This is a genomic window from Parashewanella sp. 2304DJ23-3 (assembly GCF_056591695.1).
The window spans coordinates 356158-378326 of sequence record NZ_JBWQOH010000001.1 but is presented as its reverse complement, the minus strand read 5'-3'; the positions used below and the strand labels follow the sequence as shown (position 1 = coordinate 378326).

Annotated in this window: 16 protein-coding genes, 6 tRNA genes and 1 pseudogene; 15 read left to right on the top strand and 8 right to left on the bottom strand. The window is 36.6% G+C overall.

What is annotated here, in order from left to right:
* The first annotated feature begins 78 nt into the window (after nt 1-78).
* Entirely contained in the window at nt 79-2925 is a 2847-nt protein-coding gene (locus AC1EU2_RS01645; protein WP_480296247.1) for an ATP-dependent DNA helicase, read from the top strand.
* A 2-nt stretch (nt 2926-2927) separates the two neighbouring features.
* Nucleotides 2928-4862: a tetratricopeptide repeat protein gene (locus AC1EU2_RS01640; protein WP_480296246.1), complete on the top strand. Its 1935-nt coding sequence runs from the start codon at nt 2928-2930 to the stop codon at nt 4860-4862.
* Nucleotides 4863-5285: 423 nt separating this feature from the next.
* On the opposite strand, the gene AC1EU2_RS01635 is transcribed toward AC1EU2_RS01640, so the two are convergent.
* The 4 genes from AC1EU2_RS01635 to AC1EU2_RS01620 all read right to left on the bottom strand — a co-directional run bounded on the left by AC1EU2_RS01635 (nt 5286) and on the right by AC1EU2_RS01620 (nt 8230).
* Nucleotides 5286-5987, bottom strand: coding sequence for a GIY-YIG nuclease family protein (locus AC1EU2_RS01635; RefSeq protein WP_480296245.1), 702 nt, complete (start codon nt 5985-5987; stop codon nt 5286-5288).
* A gap of 34 nt (nt 5988-6021) precedes the next feature.
* Nucleotides 6022-7206, bottom strand: a complete 1185-nt coding sequence (locus AC1EU2_RS01630; protein WP_480296244.1) for a hypothetical protein — start codon at nt 7204-7206, stop codon at nt 6022-6024.
* A gap of 12 nt (nt 7207-7218) precedes the next feature.
* Entirely contained in the window at nt 7219-7494 is a 276-nt protein-coding gene (locus AC1EU2_RS01625; protein WP_480296243.1) for a hypothetical protein, read from the bottom strand.
* A gap of 439 nt (nt 7495-7933) precedes the next feature.
* Nucleotides 7934-8230 carry a helix-turn-helix domain-containing protein gene (locus AC1EU2_RS01620; protein ID WP_480296242.1) on the bottom strand — a complete coding sequence of 99 codons (297 nt, stop codon included), beginning with the start codon at nt 8228-8230 and terminating at the stop codon, nt 7934-7936.
* Nucleotides 8231-8289: 59 nt separating this feature from the next.
* On the opposite strand from AC1EU2_RS01620, the gene AC1EU2_RS01615 reads away from it, so the two are divergent.
* Together AC1EU2_RS01615 and AC1EU2_RS01610 are read left to right on the top strand one after the other, a co-directional pair.
* A complete protein-coding gene (locus AC1EU2_RS01615) occupies nt 8290-8817 on the top strand; it encodes a hypothetical protein (RefSeq protein WP_480296241.1) in 528 nt (175 codons plus the stop codon).
* A 5-nt stretch (nt 8818-8822) separates the two neighbouring features.
* The gene (locus AC1EU2_RS01610; RefSeq protein ID WP_480296240.1) at nt 8823-10265 is read left to right on the top strand and encodes a DEAD/DEAH box helicase; all 1443 of its coding nucleotides are present in this window, start codon (nt 8823-8825) and stop codon (nt 10263-10265) included.
* A gap of 82 nt (nt 10266-10347) precedes the next feature.
* Here AC1EU2_RS01610 and AC1EU2_RS01605 read toward each other — a convergent pair whose 3' ends face one another.
* Complete coding sequence (locus AC1EU2_RS01605; RefSeq protein ID WP_480296239.1) at nt 10348-12027, bottom strand: hypothetical protein; 1680 nt, start codon at nt 12025-12027, stop codon at nt 10348-10350.
* Between the two features lie 212 nt (nt 12028-12239).
* Between AC1EU2_RS01605 and AC1EU2_RS01600 the strand changes: the two genes are divergently transcribed.
* From AC1EU2_RS01600 to AC1EU2_RS01590, 3 genes and pseudogenes are all read left to right on the top strand, one after another.
* The gene (locus tag AC1EU2_RS01600) at nt 12240-13199 is read left to right on the top strand and encodes a hypothetical protein (RefSeq protein WP_480296237.1); all 960 of its coding nucleotides are present in this window, start codon (nt 12240-12242) and stop codon (nt 13197-13199) included.
* A gap of 231 nt (nt 13200-13430) precedes the next feature.
* A pseudogene (recA, locus tag AC1EU2_RS01595) lies at nt 13431-14297 on the top strand (recombinase RecA); the annotation flags it as partial.
* 37 nt (nt 14298-14334) lie between these two features.
* Complete coding sequence (locus tag AC1EU2_RS01590) at nt 14335-14784, top strand: regulatory protein RecX (RefSeq protein WP_480296236.1); 450 nt, start codon at nt 14335-14337, stop codon at nt 14782-14784.
* Here the strand turns inward: AC1EU2_RS01590 and AC1EU2_RS01585 are convergent.
* The 3 genes from AC1EU2_RS01585 to AC1EU2_RS01575 all read right to left on the bottom strand — a co-directional run bounded on the left by AC1EU2_RS01585 (nt 14757) and on the right by AC1EU2_RS01575 (nt 17741).
* Nucleotides 14757-16124 carry a hypothetical protein gene (locus tag AC1EU2_RS01585; RefSeq protein ID WP_480296235.1) on the bottom strand — a complete coding sequence of 456 codons (1368 nt, stop codon included), beginning with the start codon at nt 16122-16124 and terminating at the stop codon, nt 14757-14759. The genes AC1EU2_RS01590 and AC1EU2_RS01585 overlap by 28 nt on opposite strands.
* Before the next feature lie 245 nt (nt 16125-16369).
* A complete protein-coding gene (locus tag AC1EU2_RS01580; RefSeq protein WP_480296234.1) occupies nt 16370-16594 on the bottom strand; it encodes a hypothetical protein in 225 nt (74 codons plus the stop codon).
* A 355-nt stretch (nt 16595-16949) separates the two neighbouring features.
* Nucleotides 16950-17741, bottom strand: coding sequence for a hypothetical protein (locus AC1EU2_RS01575; protein WP_480296233.1), 792 nt, complete (start codon nt 17739-17741; stop codon nt 16950-16952).
* 223 nt (nt 17742-17964) lie between these two features.
* On the opposite strand from AC1EU2_RS01575, the gene alaS reads away from it, so the two are divergent.
* The 8 genes from alaS (at nt 17965) to AC1EU2_RS01535 (ending at nt 22166) form a co-directional block, all read left to right on the top strand.
* Complete coding sequence (alaS, locus tag AC1EU2_RS01570; protein ID WP_480296231.1) at nt 17965-20589, top strand: alanine--tRNA ligase; 2625 nt, start codon at nt 17965-17967, stop codon at nt 20587-20589.
* 518 nt (nt 20590-21107) lie between these two features.
* A complete protein-coding gene (csrA, locus tag AC1EU2_RS01565) occupies nt 21108-21302 on the top strand; it encodes a carbon storage regulator CsrA (protein WP_129946446.1) in 195 nt (64 codons plus the stop codon).
* Between the two features lie 237 nt (nt 21303-21539).
* A tRNA-Ser gene (locus tag AC1EU2_RS01560) sits at nt 21540-21631 on the top strand.
* Nucleotides 21632-21654: 23 nt separating this feature from the next.
* Nucleotides 21655-21731: transfer RNA gene (locus AC1EU2_RS01555), tRNA-Arg, on the top strand.
* 33 nt (nt 21732-21764) lie between these two features.
* Nucleotides 21765-21841, top strand: a tRNA-Arg gene (locus AC1EU2_RS01550).
* Between the two features lie 46 nt (nt 21842-21887).
* A tRNA-Arg gene (locus AC1EU2_RS01545) sits at nt 21888-21964 on the top strand.
* Between the two features lie 26 nt (nt 21965-21990).
* A tRNA-Arg gene (locus tag AC1EU2_RS01540) sits at nt 21991-22067 on the top strand.
* A 7-nt stretch (nt 22068-22074) separates the two neighbouring features.
* Nucleotides 22075-22166, top strand: a tRNA-Ser gene (locus AC1EU2_RS01535).
* Nucleotides 22167-22169 lie beyond the last annotated feature (3 nt).

Here is a 22169-nt window from a genome sequence, read left to right as displayed (position 1 = left end):
CATAGACGCTATCACTTTATCTAAGATTCTGAGCAATATAATAGTGTGATAATAATGCGTTCGGTTATGGGAAAAGGAATGTCAGGATCTAACTTCGAGTTCTTACATCAAGAATATGAAACGTTGGCTGTATTGGGAGAAGCTGCTGAAAACTATGTTCACAGTGATCCGCAAGCGGCTTTAGTTAAATTGAGATGTTTTACTGAGTTACTAGTTGGTCATATATATTCAAAACTCTCAATAGAGATAGACTCAAAAGCTGATTTATTTCAGAGACTGAATCATCCTTTATTTAAAGACGTTGTAGAATCGGCAATCGTAGCAAAGCTCCATGCTTTGAGAATGCATGGGAATAAAGCTGCTCATAACAGCTCGGAACAGTCTGTTCAGCAGGCACTTTGGTTAACAAAAGAAGCTTTTCTCGTAGGGAAGTGGTTTATTCAGGCGATTAATCAAACTCAGATATCTTTACCTGATTATATTGAACCTTCACCACCTGTTAATGCACAAAAGGAACTTTTGATTAAGAATGAAGAGCTCTTAAATCAAGTTGAGGGCAGCTCAAATGCTCTTCTTGCAGCTGAGTCTGAATTAGTAGAATTAAGAGCAAAATTAGAAGAAGTACAAAACTCAATTGTTGCTTCCAATAATCTTTATTTAACTGAAGAATTCAAAATTGCTAGTTCAGAAGCTGCCGCTAGTTTTGACCTTCAAATGGACATAACAAGAAAAAATATCAATATCTTTGATAGTTTTAATCACTGCTCTCTAACTCAAGGACAAAGCGATCTCGTTCAAAGTATTGATAAATTTTTGAATGATAGTGATGAAACTATTTTTTTATTAAAAGGATATGCAGGCACAGGTAAAACTTTCATTACTCAAGGGTTGACTCAATATTTAAGTGCAATCGGGCGACAGTTTGTCTTAATGGCCCCTACGGGGAAAGCTGCAAAAGTTATCAGTGATAAAACTGGACAATCAGCGTCAACAATTCACAGAGTTATTTATAACTATGAAAATGTAAAAGAGTACAAATTAGAAGGTGTAGAAGGGTCAGAAACATTTAGATTTTTTGCCGAGATCAAAGTTAATCAACATACCTCTGAAACAGTTTATATTATTGATGAGTCTTCAATGGTTTCAGATAACTACTCTGATTCCGAATTCTTTCGTTTTGGGTCAGGTTTCCTCCTTAGAGACTTATTAACTTACATTAATTTAGATCATAATGAACATTCTAAGAAAGTAATATTTATTGGCGATAATGCACAGTTACCGCCAGTTGGTATGAGTTATTCACCAGCGTTGAGTCGGGAATATTTACAAGAAAAGTATCAGTTACCCTCAGTGGAGTATGAGTTAACAGAAGTAGTTAGACAAAAGTCTGACACTGGAGTATTAAATAATGCTCAAATACTCAGAGGAGCTATGCAGGCAAAAACTTTTAACAAGCTTGATTTTCAATTGGGCTCTGAAGATATTCATGAGCTATCAGCTGATACGTTTCTTAATCAATTTTTAAATGTCTGTAATCATAAAATTTCTAATACTAAAAACTCTATTGTAATTGCTTCGTCAAATGCTCAAGTGAGTCAGTACAACAGAGTTATTAGGGAACATTTTTTTCCTTCTCAGCAGCAAGTTGCTGAAGGTGATAAAGTTATTTCTGTTGCTAATCATTATGTAAATGAAAAAGTCATAACAAATGGTGAGTTTGGGATGATTAGGCGTATTTTATCTCAACCTGAAATTAGAACAGTCGTGTTACGGAAGAAGTGTGAAGATAATACTACTGAAACTATTCAGGTAGACTTACAGTTCAGAGATGTTGAATTAGGGTTTAGAGATGAAAACGGAGATGCTAGTTTTTTCATTTGTAAAATTGTTGAGAGTTTACTTTACAGTGACGAACCTAGCTTAAGCTCTGACGAGCATAAAGCATTATATGTAGATTTCAGGAATAGACACTCCAATCTGCTCACAAAAGATAGACGTAATGAATTTAGAATGGCCTTGCTTGCTGATCCTTATTTTAATGCGTTTAAATTAAAGTTTGGTTATGCGATTACCTGTCACAAAGCTCAAGGTAGTGAATGGCAAAATGTATTTCTGAAATGTAGCTCTCATTTAAAAACACTCAGTAATGAATATTTCCGTTGGTTATATACTGCAATAACAAGAACATCTGAACAATTATATGTATTAGAACCTCCTAAAATTAAGTTGGGTTCAGGATTAAAGAGAGCTGGTATGCCCTCTAGTTTATCAGTGCAAGAAACTTTTGATAAACAGATTTCAGAGCCAACTCAAGTGACACCTTGTGAACTCCAAACAGATAAAATATTGGAATCAACTCAGTCTCCTATTGTGCTACCTCAAGGGAATATATTTTTAGAAAGGTTATTTTTTGAAGTAAAACAATCGTTAGAAGGTTCTGGGATTGAGGTAAAAGAAATAACCCATAATCAATACCAAGAAGTATATTTATTCCAATCGAATGACGAATTTGGAACGGTTCGATTTACATATAACAGTAAGCAGAAAATCACAGCGTTAACATTTAACCGACAAAGCTCGCTAGATAGTTTATTAACTCAAAAATTAAGTCATTTGAAAGGTAAACTTATTACTTCTTATGATTCTTCAATAACCACTAAAATTGAATTTTCAAAAGAATTTTTAAGGGAGTTTCATGAGTTATTAACCACCATCTGCTTAGCTCATAACATCTCAATTCCAGAGCTAATATCTAGAGATTTCACACAAAGGTATTATTTTCAAAGAAATGATGAAACTGCTGTTATTGATATTTTCTATAACGGAAAAAGTCAGTTTACTCGATTTATGGGCTTAAATAACCTCTCAAATTCAGACCAATTATTAGTTTTTGTTGAGGGTCTAATTGAAGGGAGTCTAAGTTAATTATGGCAATACAGCGTCATGTGAACGTAGGGTTAACCAGTAAAGATGTATTCTCGCAGCGTAAATCTGGACAGCTTGATGAAGCTTATCAGAGCGCTATTAAGTTAATACAAAAAGAACCTGACGATGAATGGAACAAGAAAGCGTTAGGCTGGTGCTTGATTGATATAATAAAAAGGGAAGCATCTACTAACAATTCTGAAGCAGTAAACTTGTATCTTGAGCAATTGAATTCAATTGTGTTCGATCCTAATGACAACATCATTAATGAGCATAAAGCTTATGTAAATAGGCTTGCTAACCCAGTAAACCAAGAGCTGCAAAAAGCAAAGCAAGCGAGTAAAGAAGGGCGACATCAAGTTGCTATAAATATATACAGCAAAGCTTTAAATACTCAGCCTCAAGATCAGAATATTAGAACAAGTATTGGATGGGAGCTATACAGACTGGCTAAGCTGCAGTTTAACAATGAAAAAGTAAACGTTTTTGCTGTTAAAAAATTATTAAACGATTACCTAAAGCTACAATGTGAAAAACCCTCTCTATTACACTCACTAATACTAGGGATTGCAGATAAACTTATTAATGAAAATGGCTTTAATCTTGCCGGCTTTATTAAGTTATGGGGTATTGAAAACCTGCGAGTAGAAGACTATGAACCTTATATTGATAGTACAACAGGAATTTCTTATCCAAGTCTAGCTGCAAAAATTGCACAACATGGAACCAAACAAGCAGTTGAGCAAAATGATGTAGTTCTTTTGAAACAATTACTCCCATTGGTGGATAAAGTATTAGCCTCTGCAGAGGAAAAAATATGGTTAGAACTTAATAAGGCCAGAGCGTTAAATGTTCTTAGTGATTATCAAAATGCTTTCGACCTAGCTATAAAAGTAGCAAAACAAAAAGTGACAGACTATTGGGCGTGGGAGTTGTTGGGCGATATTCAAGTAAATATCAATAGTGATAAAGCCTTAAATTGTTATTGCCGCGCTTTGTTATCTAATCCAAAAGAAAGCTTTATTGCCAACTTGAGGTTGAAGTTGGCAAATTTGTTTGTAGTTAAAGGTAATTTCAGTGCCGCTAAATCTGAGGTTTTACAGGTAATCAAAGCTCGAAATCAAGAAGGGTGGACAATACCTAAAGCCGTGTCTGAATTTGAAAATCTACCTTGGTTTCAGGAAACTGTAACTAGCAAAAACAATAAAGAAATTTATCAAGAATACGGGAGTTTGGCTGAAGAGGTGCTCTTTCAGAATTTACCTTGGATTAAGGCTAATCTTGGTAAATCGTTTTCTTTACAAGATAACCAAAATAAGAAAAGGAGAAAGGTATTTTTAAGTGATGGTTTAAATCAGTTCCCAGAAGAGGTTTCATTACCAGAAAGTCAGTTTAATTTTTCTCAATTAGAGGAAGGTGACGCTATTGAACTCAAAGGGGATTTTAACTCTTCAAATAATCGCTTTGTTGTGTATCAATTTGCCGAAAGGGAAGGCGAGAAGTGGGATATTTTTAACTCATCAGTTGGTATTGTTGATCACGTTAATGTCGACAAAAAACTAGTTCATGTCATTGTTGAACGAGGTGTTGATACAGTAATTCCTTTTTCGAAGCTTCCTAAAAAGTTTGCTTTGGGTGAGCCTATTTTAGTGAAGCTATCGAAGCATAAGTCAAAAGGAGGCATAAAATATCATTCTGTATTTAGTGAAATTACTGATATCGAACCTAGTCAAAAAATTCTTAAATCTTTCAATGAAGAAGTTCGTGTATCTAACGGGCTTGGCTTTACCGATTCAGATATTTTTATAGACCGTAGTTATATTAATGATTTTAATGTAAAAGATGGAGATGTAATAACTGGTAAAGCAGTTCTTAATTATAATAAAAAGCGCTCTACGTGGGGTTGGAAAGCAATAATTATTGATAGGGCAATCTAGGTGAATATGTAAATTTATCAATTGGTTGCCATTGTTTTGGCCATTGGAGAATGAAGGGGTGTCATAATATACCTCTTTCAATTTTAACAGAAAGCCTATAAACAAAAATTTCATAGTTAGCTCTTGTGTGCTCAAGTTGCCATAGAATGCTACAAATCATTAATTCACTTTCTATTGAAGTGGTTAAAAAGGTTCTAGATATATAAAAAATCAAATAGAGAACATGGTTTTTAGTTATATATTTTGAGTTTTGTATGGGAAAAAATAGGGCACAGTTTGTTTTCGTTACGAAGTTTTTACATGGTTACTGAACTAGTACAATTAAACGCTATCAACGTCTCAGATGATGAGATAGAAATGTAGTTTTATTTCAACAGCTTGAATAGTTGATGACGTTTCGCACGTCATCTGAGCTAGTACAAGTTATTTAATCAAAGGCATACTTTTTCCCATCCTTTTTAAATAATTAATGTCAGACTCATTCAGATCAAACCATTCACCTTCGAGCCTTTTGTCAGCAAACTTTTTATGTAAATCGGCTTCGGCTTTACTGTAATTATCGAATTCAGCATAATGGATTAACTTAATTTTGAATGGCAACTTCACTGAAAATAATTGATATCTATTTTTCATATTTACCGTTTTTCCAATTTTATACCCATATGGCGATTGAATCAGGTATACAAAACCTTTGGTTTCAATATATTGCTTAGTAGAACTAGGTGAAGATCTTGGTGTATATGATGAACCCACTACTCTATTGAAACTCTGTTGCCCCAAATCTGAAAAACACTCAGCAAATAAGTCAGCCAGCCCGTAGCGTTCAATGACAGAATCAGCAAATTTAAAGTGTTCTTTATTACGCCAGTGAGTAACACCAGACGGTGAAGGGCGAAGAGCAATAGAAAACGGACGCCACTCAACTTCTATAATATTATTACTGACTTTCTGTTTAACTATACAAAAAGTATGAGTTTGACCAAGGAGTTGTGACTCGTTCCAAGTGGCCAAAACAATACCATGTCCTCTCGCTATAGAGTTGTACAGTTTGTTTGGAAGATGAAGTTTATTTTCATTAAGTTTATTTGGAGTGTTTTCCATTCGCAGTTGCCAAAATTTTTTCACAATAGTTCCTTCTATGGTGTTTATAAATTAATGATTAAAAATATCTCATTAAATCATTACGTTTGTTGTATTCAATAATGTAAGGATGAGAAGTCAAGCTTTCACTAGAGTTTTGCCACTCAATTTCAATTTTCCCTCCAATATCATCTTTTAATCTGTCTATAATGCACCTTGAAACAGATGTGTCGCCATCAGCAACAGGTTTAAATATACGGTTTCCTTTCTTCGATAATTCAGCGAGCAATACTTCATTTAATTGAACCGTTGTCGTGCCTTCTTCGCTAAAATGCACCAAAACAGGCATTAGCTCTGTTAAAGCACGATTTGGGTAAACAATAATGTAATAACAATGTTCATTTATTGGATCTATTGATCCAGTCAAGTTCAGGGTATGAATGTAGTCAGGCTCAGTTTGTATAACACACTCTGCTTTAGTTAACTCTCGCCAGTCGTCAACGCCTACAAACCATTTTGGAAAGTATCGAATATGAAAATCCCAAAAATCTTCGATATCCATAAAGAAGCAATGATCATCAATGTCTATATTGTGAAGACATGTATTGCGAGATAGGTAATGTTCATGAGTTTGTTTATCCAATATAGAGTCATTAGGTTCTAAATTGGTAAAAGTATCATTATGTTCAATTAGAAGTTTATGATTTAAGGCATAGTAATTGGATTTGGCTTTGGCTAATAACTTATATTTTTCGAGTAAATTAAACTTCTGATTTAGATCCTGAATCATATTTTCCAGCAACATCATCAAGCGTAACTCACTAGATTCTGTTTTTAGGCATTGATGTAAAGATGAGCCCCTTAAAAGTAGATGTGCTAAGTATGCCTCAGAGATTGGACAGGAATTAGAAGCCGCAATCATCATTACTATTCTACGATACTTTTCAAGTGTGGAAATTAACCTTTTTTTTTCCTCTCCCTTTGGTAATCTCATTCTGAAGACGTCACGACGGAATGCCTCTTTAGAGTTCCAAATCTCTGGATCAATTTTCAATTTATTAGGGTTTATTTTGTAACGATTAAGAATAAAATCCAGATTTCCAGCAATTATAAGTCTATCTGCAAATTTAATTCGTTTTCTGCATGTCTTTAATGTCTTGAGTGCTACCGCTTGGGCAGCAGATGCTCTTCTTTCAGATTTTTCCACAATTTTCTTTAAATCGAGGTGGTGCTCTTTCTGTATTTCTGTGTTTTGTACAGTCATATATAAATCCGTTTAATGGCGACTACGTTTGTGATGGCATGATTTGCGTGCAGCGGTGATGACTAAGTTTCCCTCAACAACTAAATAGACCTTTCTGACAGCTTTTTCTATTTCTTTAGAACCAGAACCTAAATACTTTCTAAGTCTTTTCAGTTCTTTTTTTCCAATATAAAGAACCTCATTACCTTGATGAAACTCGCTAGTTCCAAACTCAATAATTAAGTCAAGGATCAGTGGACTAATACTGCGATTTTCAATCCGCTGTTGGGCGTGTTGTGTAAATACCATTTGAATATCCTTATTTCATTTTGATTTGATATTTAAACTGTAAGCTAATGAAAATAAAAAACCATATCCATTTTTATAATAAAAATGTACATAAAAAACAATGTGGTAAGATATTCTTGGGTATGTTATTTAATTTTTTTGGATATGGATTTTTGAGCAGCAGTTTCTATTTTTATGAAAATGAGCGTTGCTCATAATAAATTCTACGGTACCAATAACTGTTACATTTGAGTCGCATTTACAATCAATCTGAACTTTCTGATATCGTTTATATGTCGTTACGACAAACTGCTAAATTCAAATATTGTGAATCATCGATGGTTACGAAATTGACGTAACGTCAAATCAGCAGTCAATTGAGTTAAGTCATAATCCCTGCTGATTTTATTTCTAAGAGTTCGTTCGGGTGTGTTTTGATAATCTGAAAGGCAATAAAGGTTTATTGTTTTTTATTTTCGAAATCGATACTTGGTACTAGCTCTGATGGTTGACACTGAAGGGCAGTTGCGAGTTTAACTAAAGTTTCAAGAGTTATATTAATTTTCCCCTGATCAATACGAGAGATATAAGCCCTGTCTAAATTGCAAAGTTCCGATAGTTTTTCTTGAGTAATATTTTTTTCTTTTCTTAATGCACGGAGCTTCGTTGAAAATTCTTGAATTGGGTCGCTCATCAGAAATCCCTTTATACCAATCAAGAAATTATCCCACATTGCTTTTTTAAATATCACTGACATATAATACACCTGTATTTTATGTCACATTTTATATTGTGCTGCTTTTGGAATAACTTGGTATGAGATTGCATCGTCTTATTGCTCAGATCATAACTGCACCAAATTGTAATTACTTCACCGTGGTAGAGATAAGAACTGCATTTATTTCTCTTAGTAACGATAAGACGCTTAAACCTGATGAAGTGAGAAGACTGGTTTATGCGACCCTAGAACGTTTAGTCAAAAAGGGTTGGCTAACAAAATCAGTTTCCAAAGGTCGGCAGATAATTTCATATAGCAAAACGGAGTTGTTCAATCCCGAAGAATTACGCAAAGCTGAAGAGAGCAACTCAAGAGATGAAGTACCAAAAACTCCAGTGGTTGTTAGAACTCCCCCCTCATCTTCGCAATTAGAAAAAGATCTTAATTCCCGAAAAGAAGAACTTCTTATCCTGATGGGAGAAGCTGAGGAATATCAGAGAATCTGTAATGACTTCCCTGAATTACGAGGAAGTATCCAAAATAGCTACAACCAAGCCAGAGAGCAAACGAGTAAAGTATTAGGCTCAATTAAAGCAATTGAAACTGTCATTAAGAAGTACAGGTAACTTTTATGAAGCTAAGGCAATGGCAACAAGAGTGTATTGAAGATGCTTTATGTAAGTATTCTAGTGGTGAAAAGCATTACCTTGTTTTAGCTACACCGGGAGCTGGAAAAACTTATATGGCTTCAATGCTTGGTAAGGAAATGCTTGAAAAGGAGTTAATCGATCTTATCATTTGTTTTTCACCATCTTCTGTTGTTTGCAGTGACTTTACTCAGACATTACAAGAAGTATTCGGAGAACGATTTGATGGACGAATGGGTGCTAAAGGTTGCTCGTTAACATATCAGAGTATGCAATATTTGGACGAAGGATTTTGGTCGTTATTTCTGCAGCATAAAGTATTTGTTATTTTCGATGAGATACATCACTGTGCAGGTTCTAACTTAGAAAACGCAAATAGTTGGGGCGAACACATTATCTTGAATATTCAAGGTAAAGCCAGCTTTTCGTTAGCATTAACAGGTACACCGTGGCGATCCGATACAGCTCCAATTGTTTTATCAACATATTGTAATTACACCAATAAAATTGAGTGTAATTATATCTATGGTTTGTCTGATGCTATAAACGATGGTGTATGCCGCCTACCGCAGATTATTGCTATAGATAATGATAATATCTCCATTACAGAGAAGGATGAGAGGAAATCATACGCTAGTTTTACAGATCTTCTATCTCACTCCAGCTTTCCTTATCAACTAGTGATTCAAAATGAAGTATTACTGTTGCACATTCTCACTCAAGCCAATGAAACGTTAGAAAGGTTACGTGAGTCCAATCAGGAGGCAGGCGGGTTAGTTGTTGCGTCTTCAGTGGATCATGTTTTGCAAATTGCAGCATTGATGAATGAACATTTGGGCGAAGATGTTTCTATTATTACCTATCAAGAAGATGATCCCACACAACTTATACACAAATACCGAAACTCTAACTCGAAATGGGTAATCTCAATAGGGATGATTAGTGAAGGTACTAACATACCGAGGCTTCAGGTTATTTGCCATTTAACCCGAATTAAAACGGAAATGTATTTCAGGCAAATTAATGGCAGAAATTTACGCATGACAAAGCATTCCAATCAGCAAGCATTCTTATTTATGCCAGCAGAACCTAAGTTGCTCGAATATGCATATAGAATTGCCGATGATGTGCCGGAAAAGGCAGATGTGGTCAATTTTGGCAAGATGAATAAAACGCTTGAAATTGACTCACAAGAGTCACTCGCTGAGTCTGCCGATCTAATAGAGCACTCAAGCAATGAAAATGTAATAGAGCTTAGTAATTTTGAGGTGAAAGAAGTTCTTTCTAGTGAACAACCAGAGCCAACGGTTAACAACTCAAGCTGTGAACATAAATTACCCATTCGTAATGAGCTGAGTACGAACTACGAAAGAATGCTGGATATTTTTGGTAGATTTAGAAAAGAGATATTAGATCTTGGGTTATAGACGATTTGAGTAATTTAGGTAACACAGTAAAACAACAAGTTTCATTCTGTTTTACTGTGTATCTGATTTTTACTAATCAATGTTAACTAATTTTATGTGAAAACCTTCTGTAACCAAGGATTAGTCCAAGCAAAGGCAACCAGAAAATCGCACCACCACCAGAATCCTTTTTAGGCTCAGGCTGTTCAACAGGAGGTTGAACTGGTGGAAGAGAGTCATCATTTTTTATCTGTATGCTAATAGAATTTTTATCATTAGTGAGCTCAAGCTGTAACGGTAAAACTAACTTAGCAGTCAACTGAGGGTTCTCACTAGTACTGTCATTATTAATGATGTTCAAAGAAACGGTCTTAGAGCTTTCACCAGCTTCAAACTCAACATGAATAAAATCTGAAGAGAGTAGGGTGAATCCGTTATCAATAAATACTTTAACAGCAGTTTCTTTAGATAAATCGCCATTACGTTTAACAACTAGGTTAACAGTTTCAGTATTTTCAGCTACCTCAATATCCTCTGACTCAAACCATACATCACCATATGTAGACATTGCAGGGCGAGTGTTAGCAACGAACGGTGCTGATAATTCTACTTGCTTAGCATTATTGCCATTAGTTTCGTTACCACAAACCTGACCATTAACTGATAGGTTAGGTGAAGAGAAATTATTTACAGTCTCATTGCCTATTTTATAGTGCATGAGTGTATTAGCATTATCACATGGAACTGCGCGAGCACGAGCCCAAGCGTGGTTTCCATGGTTCCCCTGATTATGCCCCGCTAAAAGTGCATGACCCGCTTCGTGCCCAAGGGTTTTAGTGCAATAAGATTTAGATAAATTTTCTTCTTCAAGTAATAATGAAATATGATTTCCACCATTAAAGCCACACAATTCGTTATCAGTACCGTCATTGTATTGCGGTTCACGTAATCGACCCCAGCTATACAAATCGACTCCATACTTTACAAACAATTGAGAATCATGCGGAAGATCTTCAAACTCAACAAGACCTGTTAAATAAAAGCTGGTATGCCATTGTCCTGTTTGAATCAGATGATCAAGACCTCTATGGGTTTTTACAACATCGCCATTTGTATCAAATTCATGGTAAGTAGGGCCGTTAATAGAATCAAAATCAACCGAATTAGGTAATTCTGCATCAGTTCCTTTGTAAAAGTCATCAAAGATATCTTGACCTACTCGCAAAATCTGAAAGTCTCTGTAGCCTTCAAATGTCGGCTGTTCAAACGCAACAAGCTTTATTTGAACGCCGTCAATCATAGATAAAGCTTCATTCGCCAAGTTAACTTGTTTAACAGCGTACTTATAAGCTTGACCTGCTGATTCTTGTTCTGCAAACCATTTTGGGTGATAAAGAAACATGAAATCAATCTGCTTATGAGACAAATCAATATCATAATCTTGACATGACATATCTAAGTCACCAAGTACTTGAGATGCGAATATGCCATTACCAAATTGCTCACAATCAATATGAGGATTATTTTCATCCCCATTATCAGGAACGGCTGAAAACGAAGAATGCTGTATCAGAATAGCTTGTAATTTGGGATCTGAAACTTGATTAAGAACAGCTTCGAACTGCTTTTGTTTATCTAAAGCAACTTTTTTTGTTAATTCTTGATAGTAATGAACCTTGTTCAAGTCACCACTTTCAGTAATAGATGTTGCATGAGTAATAGATGTTGCATGAGTAATAAATGGCAAACAACTCATTGCCAACAAAGAAGAAATCCTTTTCATACTTGGCCTAACTATTTCGTAATGTGAATGTAAAATAAACAAGAATCGTATTTCATTGTCAATAGATTTTGAATTTCTTGGATGTAGTTTCGTAGTACTAAAGTGGGGTTGCAATCCATTTATAAAATATATTCAATGTAATTTAAATGTTAACAATGCTGTATTTGTTAAATCTCTAACTTAGGTTCCTAGCTAAAAAATAGTGAGCTTTTATGAAGATTATTCAAGCAGTTAAAATATGTACTTTAGTATTTGCTTCAACTTTACTCCTCGGTTGTGCGGGCACTGCTACTAGTAGCTCTGGTCAATCAGTTAAAGCGCCCAGCTTAGGTGATATTAGCCTTGCAAAAGTAGGCTTATGCAAAAATCCGTTTAATTTTGAGGTAGCTACACGTTATGTAGGGAATGATCCAACAAAACCACCAAATGTAAGAAAGCAGGAAAAGCAACAGGCATGGGATGACTGGCTTGAAGAAATTGAAACAGCCAAGCAAGAAGTTTTAGGGAAAGAGTTTGTTATATACAATTCTGCTTCATTTAATAGAGATCGAGACAATGATGGACTTGTAGATTTTTGGAGTGGTGGAAGAACATTTAGAGACATTCCCAAAAAGCTTGAAATGAAATCAGCGATTCCTAGATATGTTTTGTATAACCCAACGAATTATCATCAAGGGCCAGCTGTGCCAGCAGGTCTTATTAAACCTGAGTTTAAAGGGACTTATGGTTATAATAAAGCTGTAAACACAAGGCGTTTAAAAAAGGCTCAAATGACCTATTATGGAAATTCTGGTCTTGTTCCTGATGGAGTGTATGTAATTTATGATGGTGATAATGGGTCATATGTACATGGGGAGTCTTATCACATTCGCAAGGGAAAGCATTACTTGGCGAGTGAGGATTTATTTGGTGTAAACCTACATACTAAAAATTGGCATGAATCCCCAGAATCTTTTATTAAAAAGGATCAAGCAGGTAAATTCATATTTGATATAAATAGATTTGATTTTCTTAACACCTTTGGATTTTATCCAGACGCTGCAGAAATACATATAGATATTAACTATATCTTTGAAATGTCCCATTGTGAAGGTTCAGACGTTGTAGGAAAACTTAAAGAAGTATTTCTCACCACCCTAAATGGAGTCGAATTTAACAGAATCAGACTCTAGTTTTTTAATCAAATCCCAACTTCAAACATGATGTGACTTAAGCTCGGAATTAACGTTTGAGCTTAAGTTTTAACTTCTTCAAATTTCGGCGGCCGCAGATAGAAATCTCAACTTTTCTCTATTAATTCAAAAAGAATTATTCAATAAATATTCATTTTCTTCTTTTTTTTGAACTAGAATAAATAACAACGGTGTGAACCATTAGAGTGTTAAATACTAAGTTTTGCTTTCATTTATGGTCCAGAATCGTCAGGTAAAACAACCCTAACATTAGAAGTTATCGCAGCAGCACAAAAACAAGGTAAAACCTGTGCATTTATCGATGCAGAGCACGCTCTTGACCCTGGCTATGCACAGAATCTAGGTGTGGATATCGATAACCTACTGTGTTCTCAACCTGACACAGGTGAGCAAGCGCTTGAAATTTGTGATGCATTAACTCGTTCAGGTGCTGTTGATGTCATCATTGTTGACTCAGTAGCTGCGCTAACACCAAAAGCTGAAATTGAAGGTGAAATCGGTGACTCTCACATGGGTCTTGCTGCACGTATGATGAGCCAAGCAATGCGTAAGCTTGCGGGTAACCTAAAGCAGTCAAATACACTTCTAATTTTCATTAACCAAATCCGTATGAAGATTGGTGTAATGTTCGGTAACCCAGAAACGACAACAGGTGGTAACGCACTTAAGTTTTACGCTTCTGTTCGTCTTGATATTCGTCGTACAGGTGCAATTAAAGAAGGCGACCAAGTAGTCGGTAACGAAACTCGCGTTAAAGTCGTAAAAAATAAAATTGCAGCACCTTTCAAGCAAGCTGAATTCCAAATCTTGTATGGCAAAGGCATTAACAGTACAGGTGAACTCGTCGACTTAGGTGTACAACATAAGCTTGTTGAGAAAGCCGGTGCATGGTACAGCTATAAAGGCGACAAAATTGGTCAAGGCCGTGCTAATGCAGGTAAATTCTTGGTCGAGAACCCAGCAGTTTCTCAAGAGATTGAACAACAACTTCGTGCTGCTTTATTAAGTAAACCTAGCAAGTCAGATTCTGCGACAGGCGAAGAAAATGTTGATTTAGAAACGGGTGAAGTTTTCTAAGACAAGCTTATCAAAGCTACTCATCAAGAGTTAAATCATGAAAAGCACACCAAGTGCTAGACAAATTGCGGTCAGCTTATTAGCTGGCCGTGATTATTCTAGGCATCAGATAAAACAAAAACTTGAAGCTAAAGAATTCACAGCTGAAGAAATCGAATCTGTACTCGACGCCTTTGAGGAAAATGGATATATCAATGATAAGCGTTTTGCACAAATGCTACTTCGTTCTCATATCTATAAAGGTCATGGACCTATCCGTATCAAACAAGCAATGATGTTAAAAGGGGTCAGTTCTGAAACCGTTGCTGAAACTTTAAATGGGTCTGACTGTGATTGGTTTGAATTAGCTAAAGAGAAGGCCGAAAAAAAATACAAAAACAAACCAATTTCTGATTATAAAGAAAAAGCAAAACGAATCCGCTTTTTAATGGGGCAAGGGTTTGATTATGAACAAGCGAATTATGCTTTAACAGCATCGGATATATGAGCATCCACTGGAGGTAATTCAACCATAACGAAACCTCTGATATCTGCTTTCATTGTTTCAGTTGTCGGATAATTAACCACGGGCTTTATTTTACACCTTTTTAGCTGTTCTTTGGTAAATGGATACTTTTTACTAGGCTTAGACCCAATGGATAAGTGGTGATGTGCATCTAATAAACCTTTCCTGCTAATTAAAAGTCGTTGGCCAAAATGATGTAGCATAACTGCATTTTTGGCAGTTAAGACTGTATTATTAATTGGACATCGTTGTGTAATGTGAGAGTGGGATTTTATTTTCAAGTAATCCGGTGAAGCTTCTTTAACCTTAAGAAGCATTTCGCTCAATAATGAAGTGTTTTGTGACAATTCATCAAAGTCCCAAGTTTGAGCTGCCTCAGTCAAATCTGCTTCTAGTTTAGGTACATGTTTTGGCGGAGTTGCAGGTCTTGGTGCCGTCCCTGCTGCTGGTATTGTTCTTGATGCTGGTATATGTACAGGTGTTGGTATAGGTAGAGCTTGATGAGATTGTGATGTTGAGGCGTTAAAATGCACAATTTCAGGATTATGTTTCGGTTGTGCTTTTCGTCTATTCCTTCGGTCATTTTTATTTTTTTTTGAACTTTCGAGTCTGAGTGTATGATCATCAGTTTTAAGCTCAAACACCTCAGATGAACATATTGCCGACTCATTTTCACATTTGAACTTTCTCGCTGCCGAAAAGTGTTTCTCTTCTGCAGGAAAAAAATCAGCATTTATAAGTTCAGTTCTTGTTAGTATTCCTGGACTCGTAAAAAAACAGTTAGGTAATACTGGATCGGCTACGAAAGGTTTGTAAAGAAGCCTTGTTAAGCCTTCTCTACTTACAAGGAGCTGATGACCAGCGTTCGGCTTCTCTGTTAACTTGACTACTACAGCTTCTTTTTGAGTTAGTTTGATTCGTGTTATCGGGCACATTACTCCTGATAAATCATCCTCAGGTATTGTACTTGTTCTAGTCGAATGTAATTTCTCAATTTTTTCTTCTGCAGTTCGAATCAAAATGTTTTCTTTTTTTGGGGCATCAATTTCAGAGTCTGAGATCGCTTTAAGAGTAAAGGCATTCTTATACAACTCTGCATCGAAGCTACTTGGCTTAAGTAAATAAGGTACACTTCTGAAAAATTGAGCGAAAGAACTTGCTGATTTGTGCACTTGCTCGATGGGAGCATTAAATAGTTTATAGCCATTGCCATATCGCCGGCTTGTTGACACGGTCTGTGCCGTTTGGTTTGCTGTATCACTCTCAGCATTATGATCTATGCCTGTTTGTTGTGTTTGTTGAATCTGAGTAGGTGCTGTCATTAATGCTGCTCTCCTGACAAAGTCGGTGTTAGCGTTTTAATTATTGAGTATGCGATATGATTAAAAGTTAGAGTATTGCGGGTAAGAAGCGTGATATCTACTTTTATGAATTTTTTTTAATATCAAAAATGAGTCATTTAGAATTACTTGCTGATGGTACCGCACAAGTCATTGAAAAGTATTGAAATCAAACTCGACAGAAATAGAGTTATTAATCTAAATGTTAATGTGTTGCTTGAGTATCCTTACGTTCCTTTACTCCAATTTACATTTCTATGAATCATATAGCTTAATACCATAGCGTCTTTAGGCAAAGAGCTTAATTCAGGAATATCAATCGACGTTGGATAAACGTGACTAACAAGTCCTTTATCACCATCAAATATACAGTCATGAAGGGTAATCTGGCTAAAACTTCCATCAAAAATTTGATATAGCTTTCCGTGTGGCGTAGTTCTCATGATTGTCATTGAGTAGCACTCTCAAATACCAGCTCTATTTAATATAATTTGACGTTTGTCATGTTTAAGTAAAACAATATTACTCTTATGCAATGAAACGTCAGTGATAGGGCATCTTCTACCAACGAAATCAATACCTTGATCACTAACTTTTTTGTACGTTCCATTTCATTGACTTTCCTTAGCTTTTAGGACTACGGAGTTAGAATCTTGCGTATGCAGAATTAAATAAAGTGCACTGTAGAGTATTAATAGTATGTAATGCTATATCTATGACTTTTAATTAACGTCAAAAAGTCGATACATTTTTTTATAAAAGAAATGGTAATTGCAAATGACTAAATATTTATTTAGTTCTTAGTTCTTAGTTCTTAGTTCTTTGCTCAAACTCAAATGAAGACTTTTCATCATTAACTTTATAGAAGTCCGATTCTTCAACCCACTTCGTAAATGAAGTTTCGTTGGCCCAAGAAAGCAAAGAATTATCCCTGAACTTTAAGTTTTCATGAGTTACTTGTTCTAACTCTCCTCTTAGAATATCTTCACGAGTAATGTTTAAATCATGGTGTTCGTTTTCATATCTACCTTCTGCAAGTACTTTAGAAATAGCATTTCTACTTAAAAGTATTTGTTTTTTATTTAGTCGAAGTAACACTGCATTTTCAGATGTCAGTGTCTCATCAGTGATTGGGCATGTTTTTTCTTCAAACATTGCATCCTTTAAAGATGCCTTAGGAATATTTGCTAATTTTTCGATTTTACTCTTGGCTTGTGTAGCTTTAGGGGAATCTTGATGAAAAAACTTTTGGATTGAGTTTTGGCCGCCTTGTGAACCAGAACTTGAAACGGAAACTCCCATGTTTTTTAGCATGGTTTTAGTTTTTGAAGCTAAGCTCCACTTCAAGATTTTTGGGGACCAACTAGAAGTGAAATCAAATAAAGAGAAAAAAGTAGCTACAGCCTTTGCAACAGCTCCAGCAGCTCTTGCATCTTTTAGTGTTGCATTATATTTTACATCGATACTTCCATATTCACTATCAGTTGTAATTGAAATCTCATTTCCGTGATCATCAGTAAGATATTCACCATCAACCTTTCCTTGAGCATCCCATATCTGTTTCGTTAGTGATGTTTGCTCTGCTTTTATACCGCTCATAAGCATCCTCTCTATATGAGTTGATACATATAGTTTAGCTGCTAAAAGTAAAACTGCATTTTAGAAGGATTTAAATCAGTTCTGAATCGATAACCCTCATTAAGCACATATATTTTAAAATTTACACAGTATATAATCACTCCATTTGTGTGTTTTAAGTAATTGAAGCCCTTACTCGCTTCGATTCTTGTGTTTTAACGAATTCCAATATCAGGATGTATTCATGTATCAAACCACCGCAGCGCTTAGAACAGCGTTTTTAGAGTATTTTGGCCGAAATGGTCATCAAATAGTTGATAGCAGTTCTCTTGTTCCGCATAACGATCCAACTCTACTTTTTACTAATGCGGGAATGAACCAGTTTAAGGATCTATTTTTAGGTCAAGAAAAACGTTCATATACTCGAGCAACGACTTCTCAGCGATGTGTTCGTGCAGGTGGTAAACATAATGATTTAGATAACGTGGGTTACACTGCAAGACATCACACATTTTTTGAGATGTTGGGTAACTTTAGTTTTGGTGATTATTTCAAAGAAGATGCGATACGTTTTGCTTGGACGTTCTTGACTGAAGAGCTAAAGCTTCCAAAAGAAAAACTATGCGTAACCGTTTATGAAACGGATGATGAAGCGTTTAATATTTGGCGTGATCAAATTGGTGTGCCTGAAGCGAATATTATCCGAATTGGTGATAATAAAGGTGCACAATTCGCTTCTGATAACTTCTGGCAGATGGGTGACACTGGACCTTGTGGACCATGTACTGAAATTTTCTATGATCATGGCGATCACATTTGGGGAGGACGCCCAGGTACTCCTGAAGAAGACGGTGACCGATTTATCGAGATATGGAACTTAGTCTTTATGCAGTATAACCGTCAAGCTGACGGTACTATGGAACCATTACCAAAGCCTTCAGTCGATACTGGCATGGGAATTGAACGTATCGCTGCAATTCTACAAGGTGGCCACTCAAACTACGATATCGATATTTTCCAAAAATTAATCGCAGCATCTGCAGGTTTAACCGGTACAACAGATTTAGAACAGAAATCTTTGCGAGTAATTGCCGACCATATTCGTTCTTGTGCCTTCCTAATTGCAGATGGTGTTATGCCTTCTAATGAAGGCCGTGGTTATGTATTACGTCGTATTATTCGTCGTGCCGTACGTCATGGTAATAAGCTAGGTGCCACAGACACTTTCTTCTATAAACTTGTACCAACGCTAATCAGCGTTATGGGCGATGCTGCAAATGGACTAAAAGAAGTACAACCAATTGTAGAGAAAGCTTTGCAAGCGGAAGAAGAGCAGTTTGCTCGTACTTTAGAGCGTGGTTTATCTATTCTTGACGTCGCATTAGAAGAGCTTGAAGGCAAAGTATTAGATGGCGAAACACTGTTTAAGCTTTATGACACTTATGGTTTCCCTGTTGATTTAACCGCTGATGTTTGTCGTGAGCGTGAAATTGAAGTGGACGAAGTTGGCTTTAAAGCGGAAATGGCGAAACAAAAAGCGCGTGCACAAGCTGCAGGTCAATTCTCTGCCGATTACTCTAAAAGCATCTCAATCGAAAATGAAACTGAGTTTACTGGCTATGTACAACTGCAAGACAACAGTAAACTTGTTAAATTGATCAAAGAGGGTGAAGACGTTTCGACGTTATCTACAGGTGAGCAAGGGATTGTCGTATTAGAGAATACACCTTTCTATGCCGAATCAGGTGGTCAGGTTGGTGATGCAGGTAAGCTGGTAGGCGAAAGTTTTGAATTTGAAGTAACGGATACTCAAAAGTATGGCTCTGCCTTTGGTCATATTGGTAAGGTGATTTCTGGTTCATTGAATTTAGGTGCTGACATTGACGCGCAAGTAGATAAGAAGCGTCGTCATAGAACTCAACTTAATCACAGTGTGACTCATTTATTACATGCTGCCTTGCGCCAAGTATTAGGTGCTCATGTGACGCAGAAAGGCTCTTTAGTTGAACCTGATCGTTTACGATTCGACTTTTCTCACTTTGAAGCCGTTAAACATGAAGAACTCGTTGAAGTTGAAAACCTAGTTAATCAACAAGTTCGACGTAACCATGAACTTAAAGCTGAAGTAATGGATATTGATTCAGCAAAAGAGAAAGGAGCAATGGCCTTATTTGGTGAAAAATACGATTCAGAAGTTCGTGTTGTCACTATGGGCGATTTTTCTATTGAATTATGTGGTGGTACTCACGTTGGTCGTACAGGTGATATTGGATTATTTAAGGTAACTCAAGAATCAGGTATTGCTGCCGGAGTACGCCGTATTGAAGCGGTTACTGGCTCAGCGGCAATTGAACTGATAAATGGACAACAGAGTGAACTTTCCCATGCGGCATCACTCTTAAAGGCTGAACCAAATTCTTTGGTAGTAAAACTCCAGGCTCAGCTTGATAAAGCTAAACAGCTCGAAAAAGAAGTATCCCAACTTAAGAGTAAGCTAGCCTCTGCAGCAAGTGCAGATTTGATTGGTGAGGCTGTAGAAGTGAATGGCGTAAAGATACTGATTAAGAAGTTAGAAGGTGTTGATGCTAAGTCTCTGAGAGGCTTCCAAGATGAACTAAAGCAGAAGATAGGATCTGGTATTCTTGTTTTAGGTATTGCGGGTGACGCTAAGGTTAACCTTATTGCTGGTGTGACTAAAGATTTAACCTCAAAAGTTAAAGCGGGTGAACTAGTAGGAATGGTAGCCGGACACGTTGGCGGTAAAGGCGGTGGTCGCCCTGATATGGCTCAAGCTGGTGGTAGTCAACCTGAGAATTTAGATAAAGCACTAGAGCAAGTGTTACCTTGGTTAGAGGAACGTTTAGCTTAATTTAAATAGTGTTTCGACAGAATTTGTAAGATATCGATTATTCTGTCGGTCTATTGTTTGAATGTTATGGATTTCTCTTGCTTAAAAGTACATTAATACTGCTTTTTGGCAAGAGTGAAGACTTGTTAGTTTAAATAGACAAAATTAATAGTTAACGTATAGCCTATGCTATACTTCTGACGTTCAGGCTTTAACTTTTAAACGTCAATACGTGTTAATAGTTGTAAACCTGAACAGAAAGTTGCTGGAATTAGAGTTAAGGTATTGGATACCTTTAGAATCTAAAAAATTCATGTTAAGTTAACCGCAGCTTTAGAAATAAGTTATCAATTATCATTGATGATGAAATGTTGTATCAGACCGCTCGTGCATGACTATGTATGTCCGGATTCGATAAAAACGATTCAACAGCTTTATGGGTGTTGAATACTATTAATTTGTACTAAGCTAACCTTATAATAAGCGGAAATCGGAAGTTGTCGGAAGTACGCTGAAATGGAAACTAAAGGAGCGATCGAATGCTGATTTTGACTCGTCGTGTTGGTGAAACACTGATGATTGGTGATGATGTCACTGTTACAGTTTTAGGTGTAAAAGGTAATCAGGTACGTATCGGTGTTAATGCACCAAAAGAAGTATCTGTTCATCGTGAAGAAATTTATCAACGCATTCAGTCTGAGAAAGAGAATTCTTCCGAAGACGGCAATTTCTAATTCTCATTAGAATTGGTTAGCCAAAGAAAAAGCCAGTTATTTAACTGGCTTTTTCTATTTTAGATGTCGCAGTTTTTAGATGTTTTGTAGTTTTAAAACTACTTAAACGTCTAAAAAGCGCTGAGTTAAGCTTGTTTGGTGTGCAATTCGATTAAAAACAGTTCACTCGTGTTTTTATCATGAAAAAGGGTTTGACTTATTTTCTTCAAACAGTAATATGTGCGCCAACAAGACAACGGAGAGGTGGCCGAGTGGCCGAAGGCGCTCCCCTGCTAAGGGAGTATGGGCTTTAACTCCCATCGAGGGTTCGAATCCCTCCTTCTCCGCCATTCTTGTTAAGTAGATTGAAGATGCGCGTGTAGCTCAGCTGGATAGAGTACCTGGCTACGAACCAGGCGGTCAGAGGTTCGAATCCTCTCACGCGTACCATTCTTCTGCTTTATATAGGAACTTGTTGTCGATGCGCGTGTAGCTCAGCTGGATAGAGTACCTGGCTACGAACCAGGCGGTCAGAGGTTCGAATCCTCTCACGCGTACCACATCATCTTATATCAGGAAGATAAGTCTGCTTTTGTAAATAATAATGCGCGTGTAGCTCAGCTGGATAGAGTACCTGGCTACGAACCAGGCGGTCAGAGGTTCGAATCCTCTCACGCGTACCATTATTTACAGCCTATATGTTTTAGATGCGCGTGTAGCTCAGCTGGATAGAGTACCTGGCTACGAACCAGGCGGTCAGAGGTTCGAATCCTCTCACGCGTACCAAAATAACGGAGAGGTGGCCGAGTGGCCGAAGGCGCTCCCCTGCTAAGGGAGTATGGGCTTTAACTCCCATCGAGGGTTCGAATCCCTCCTTCTCCGCCATTT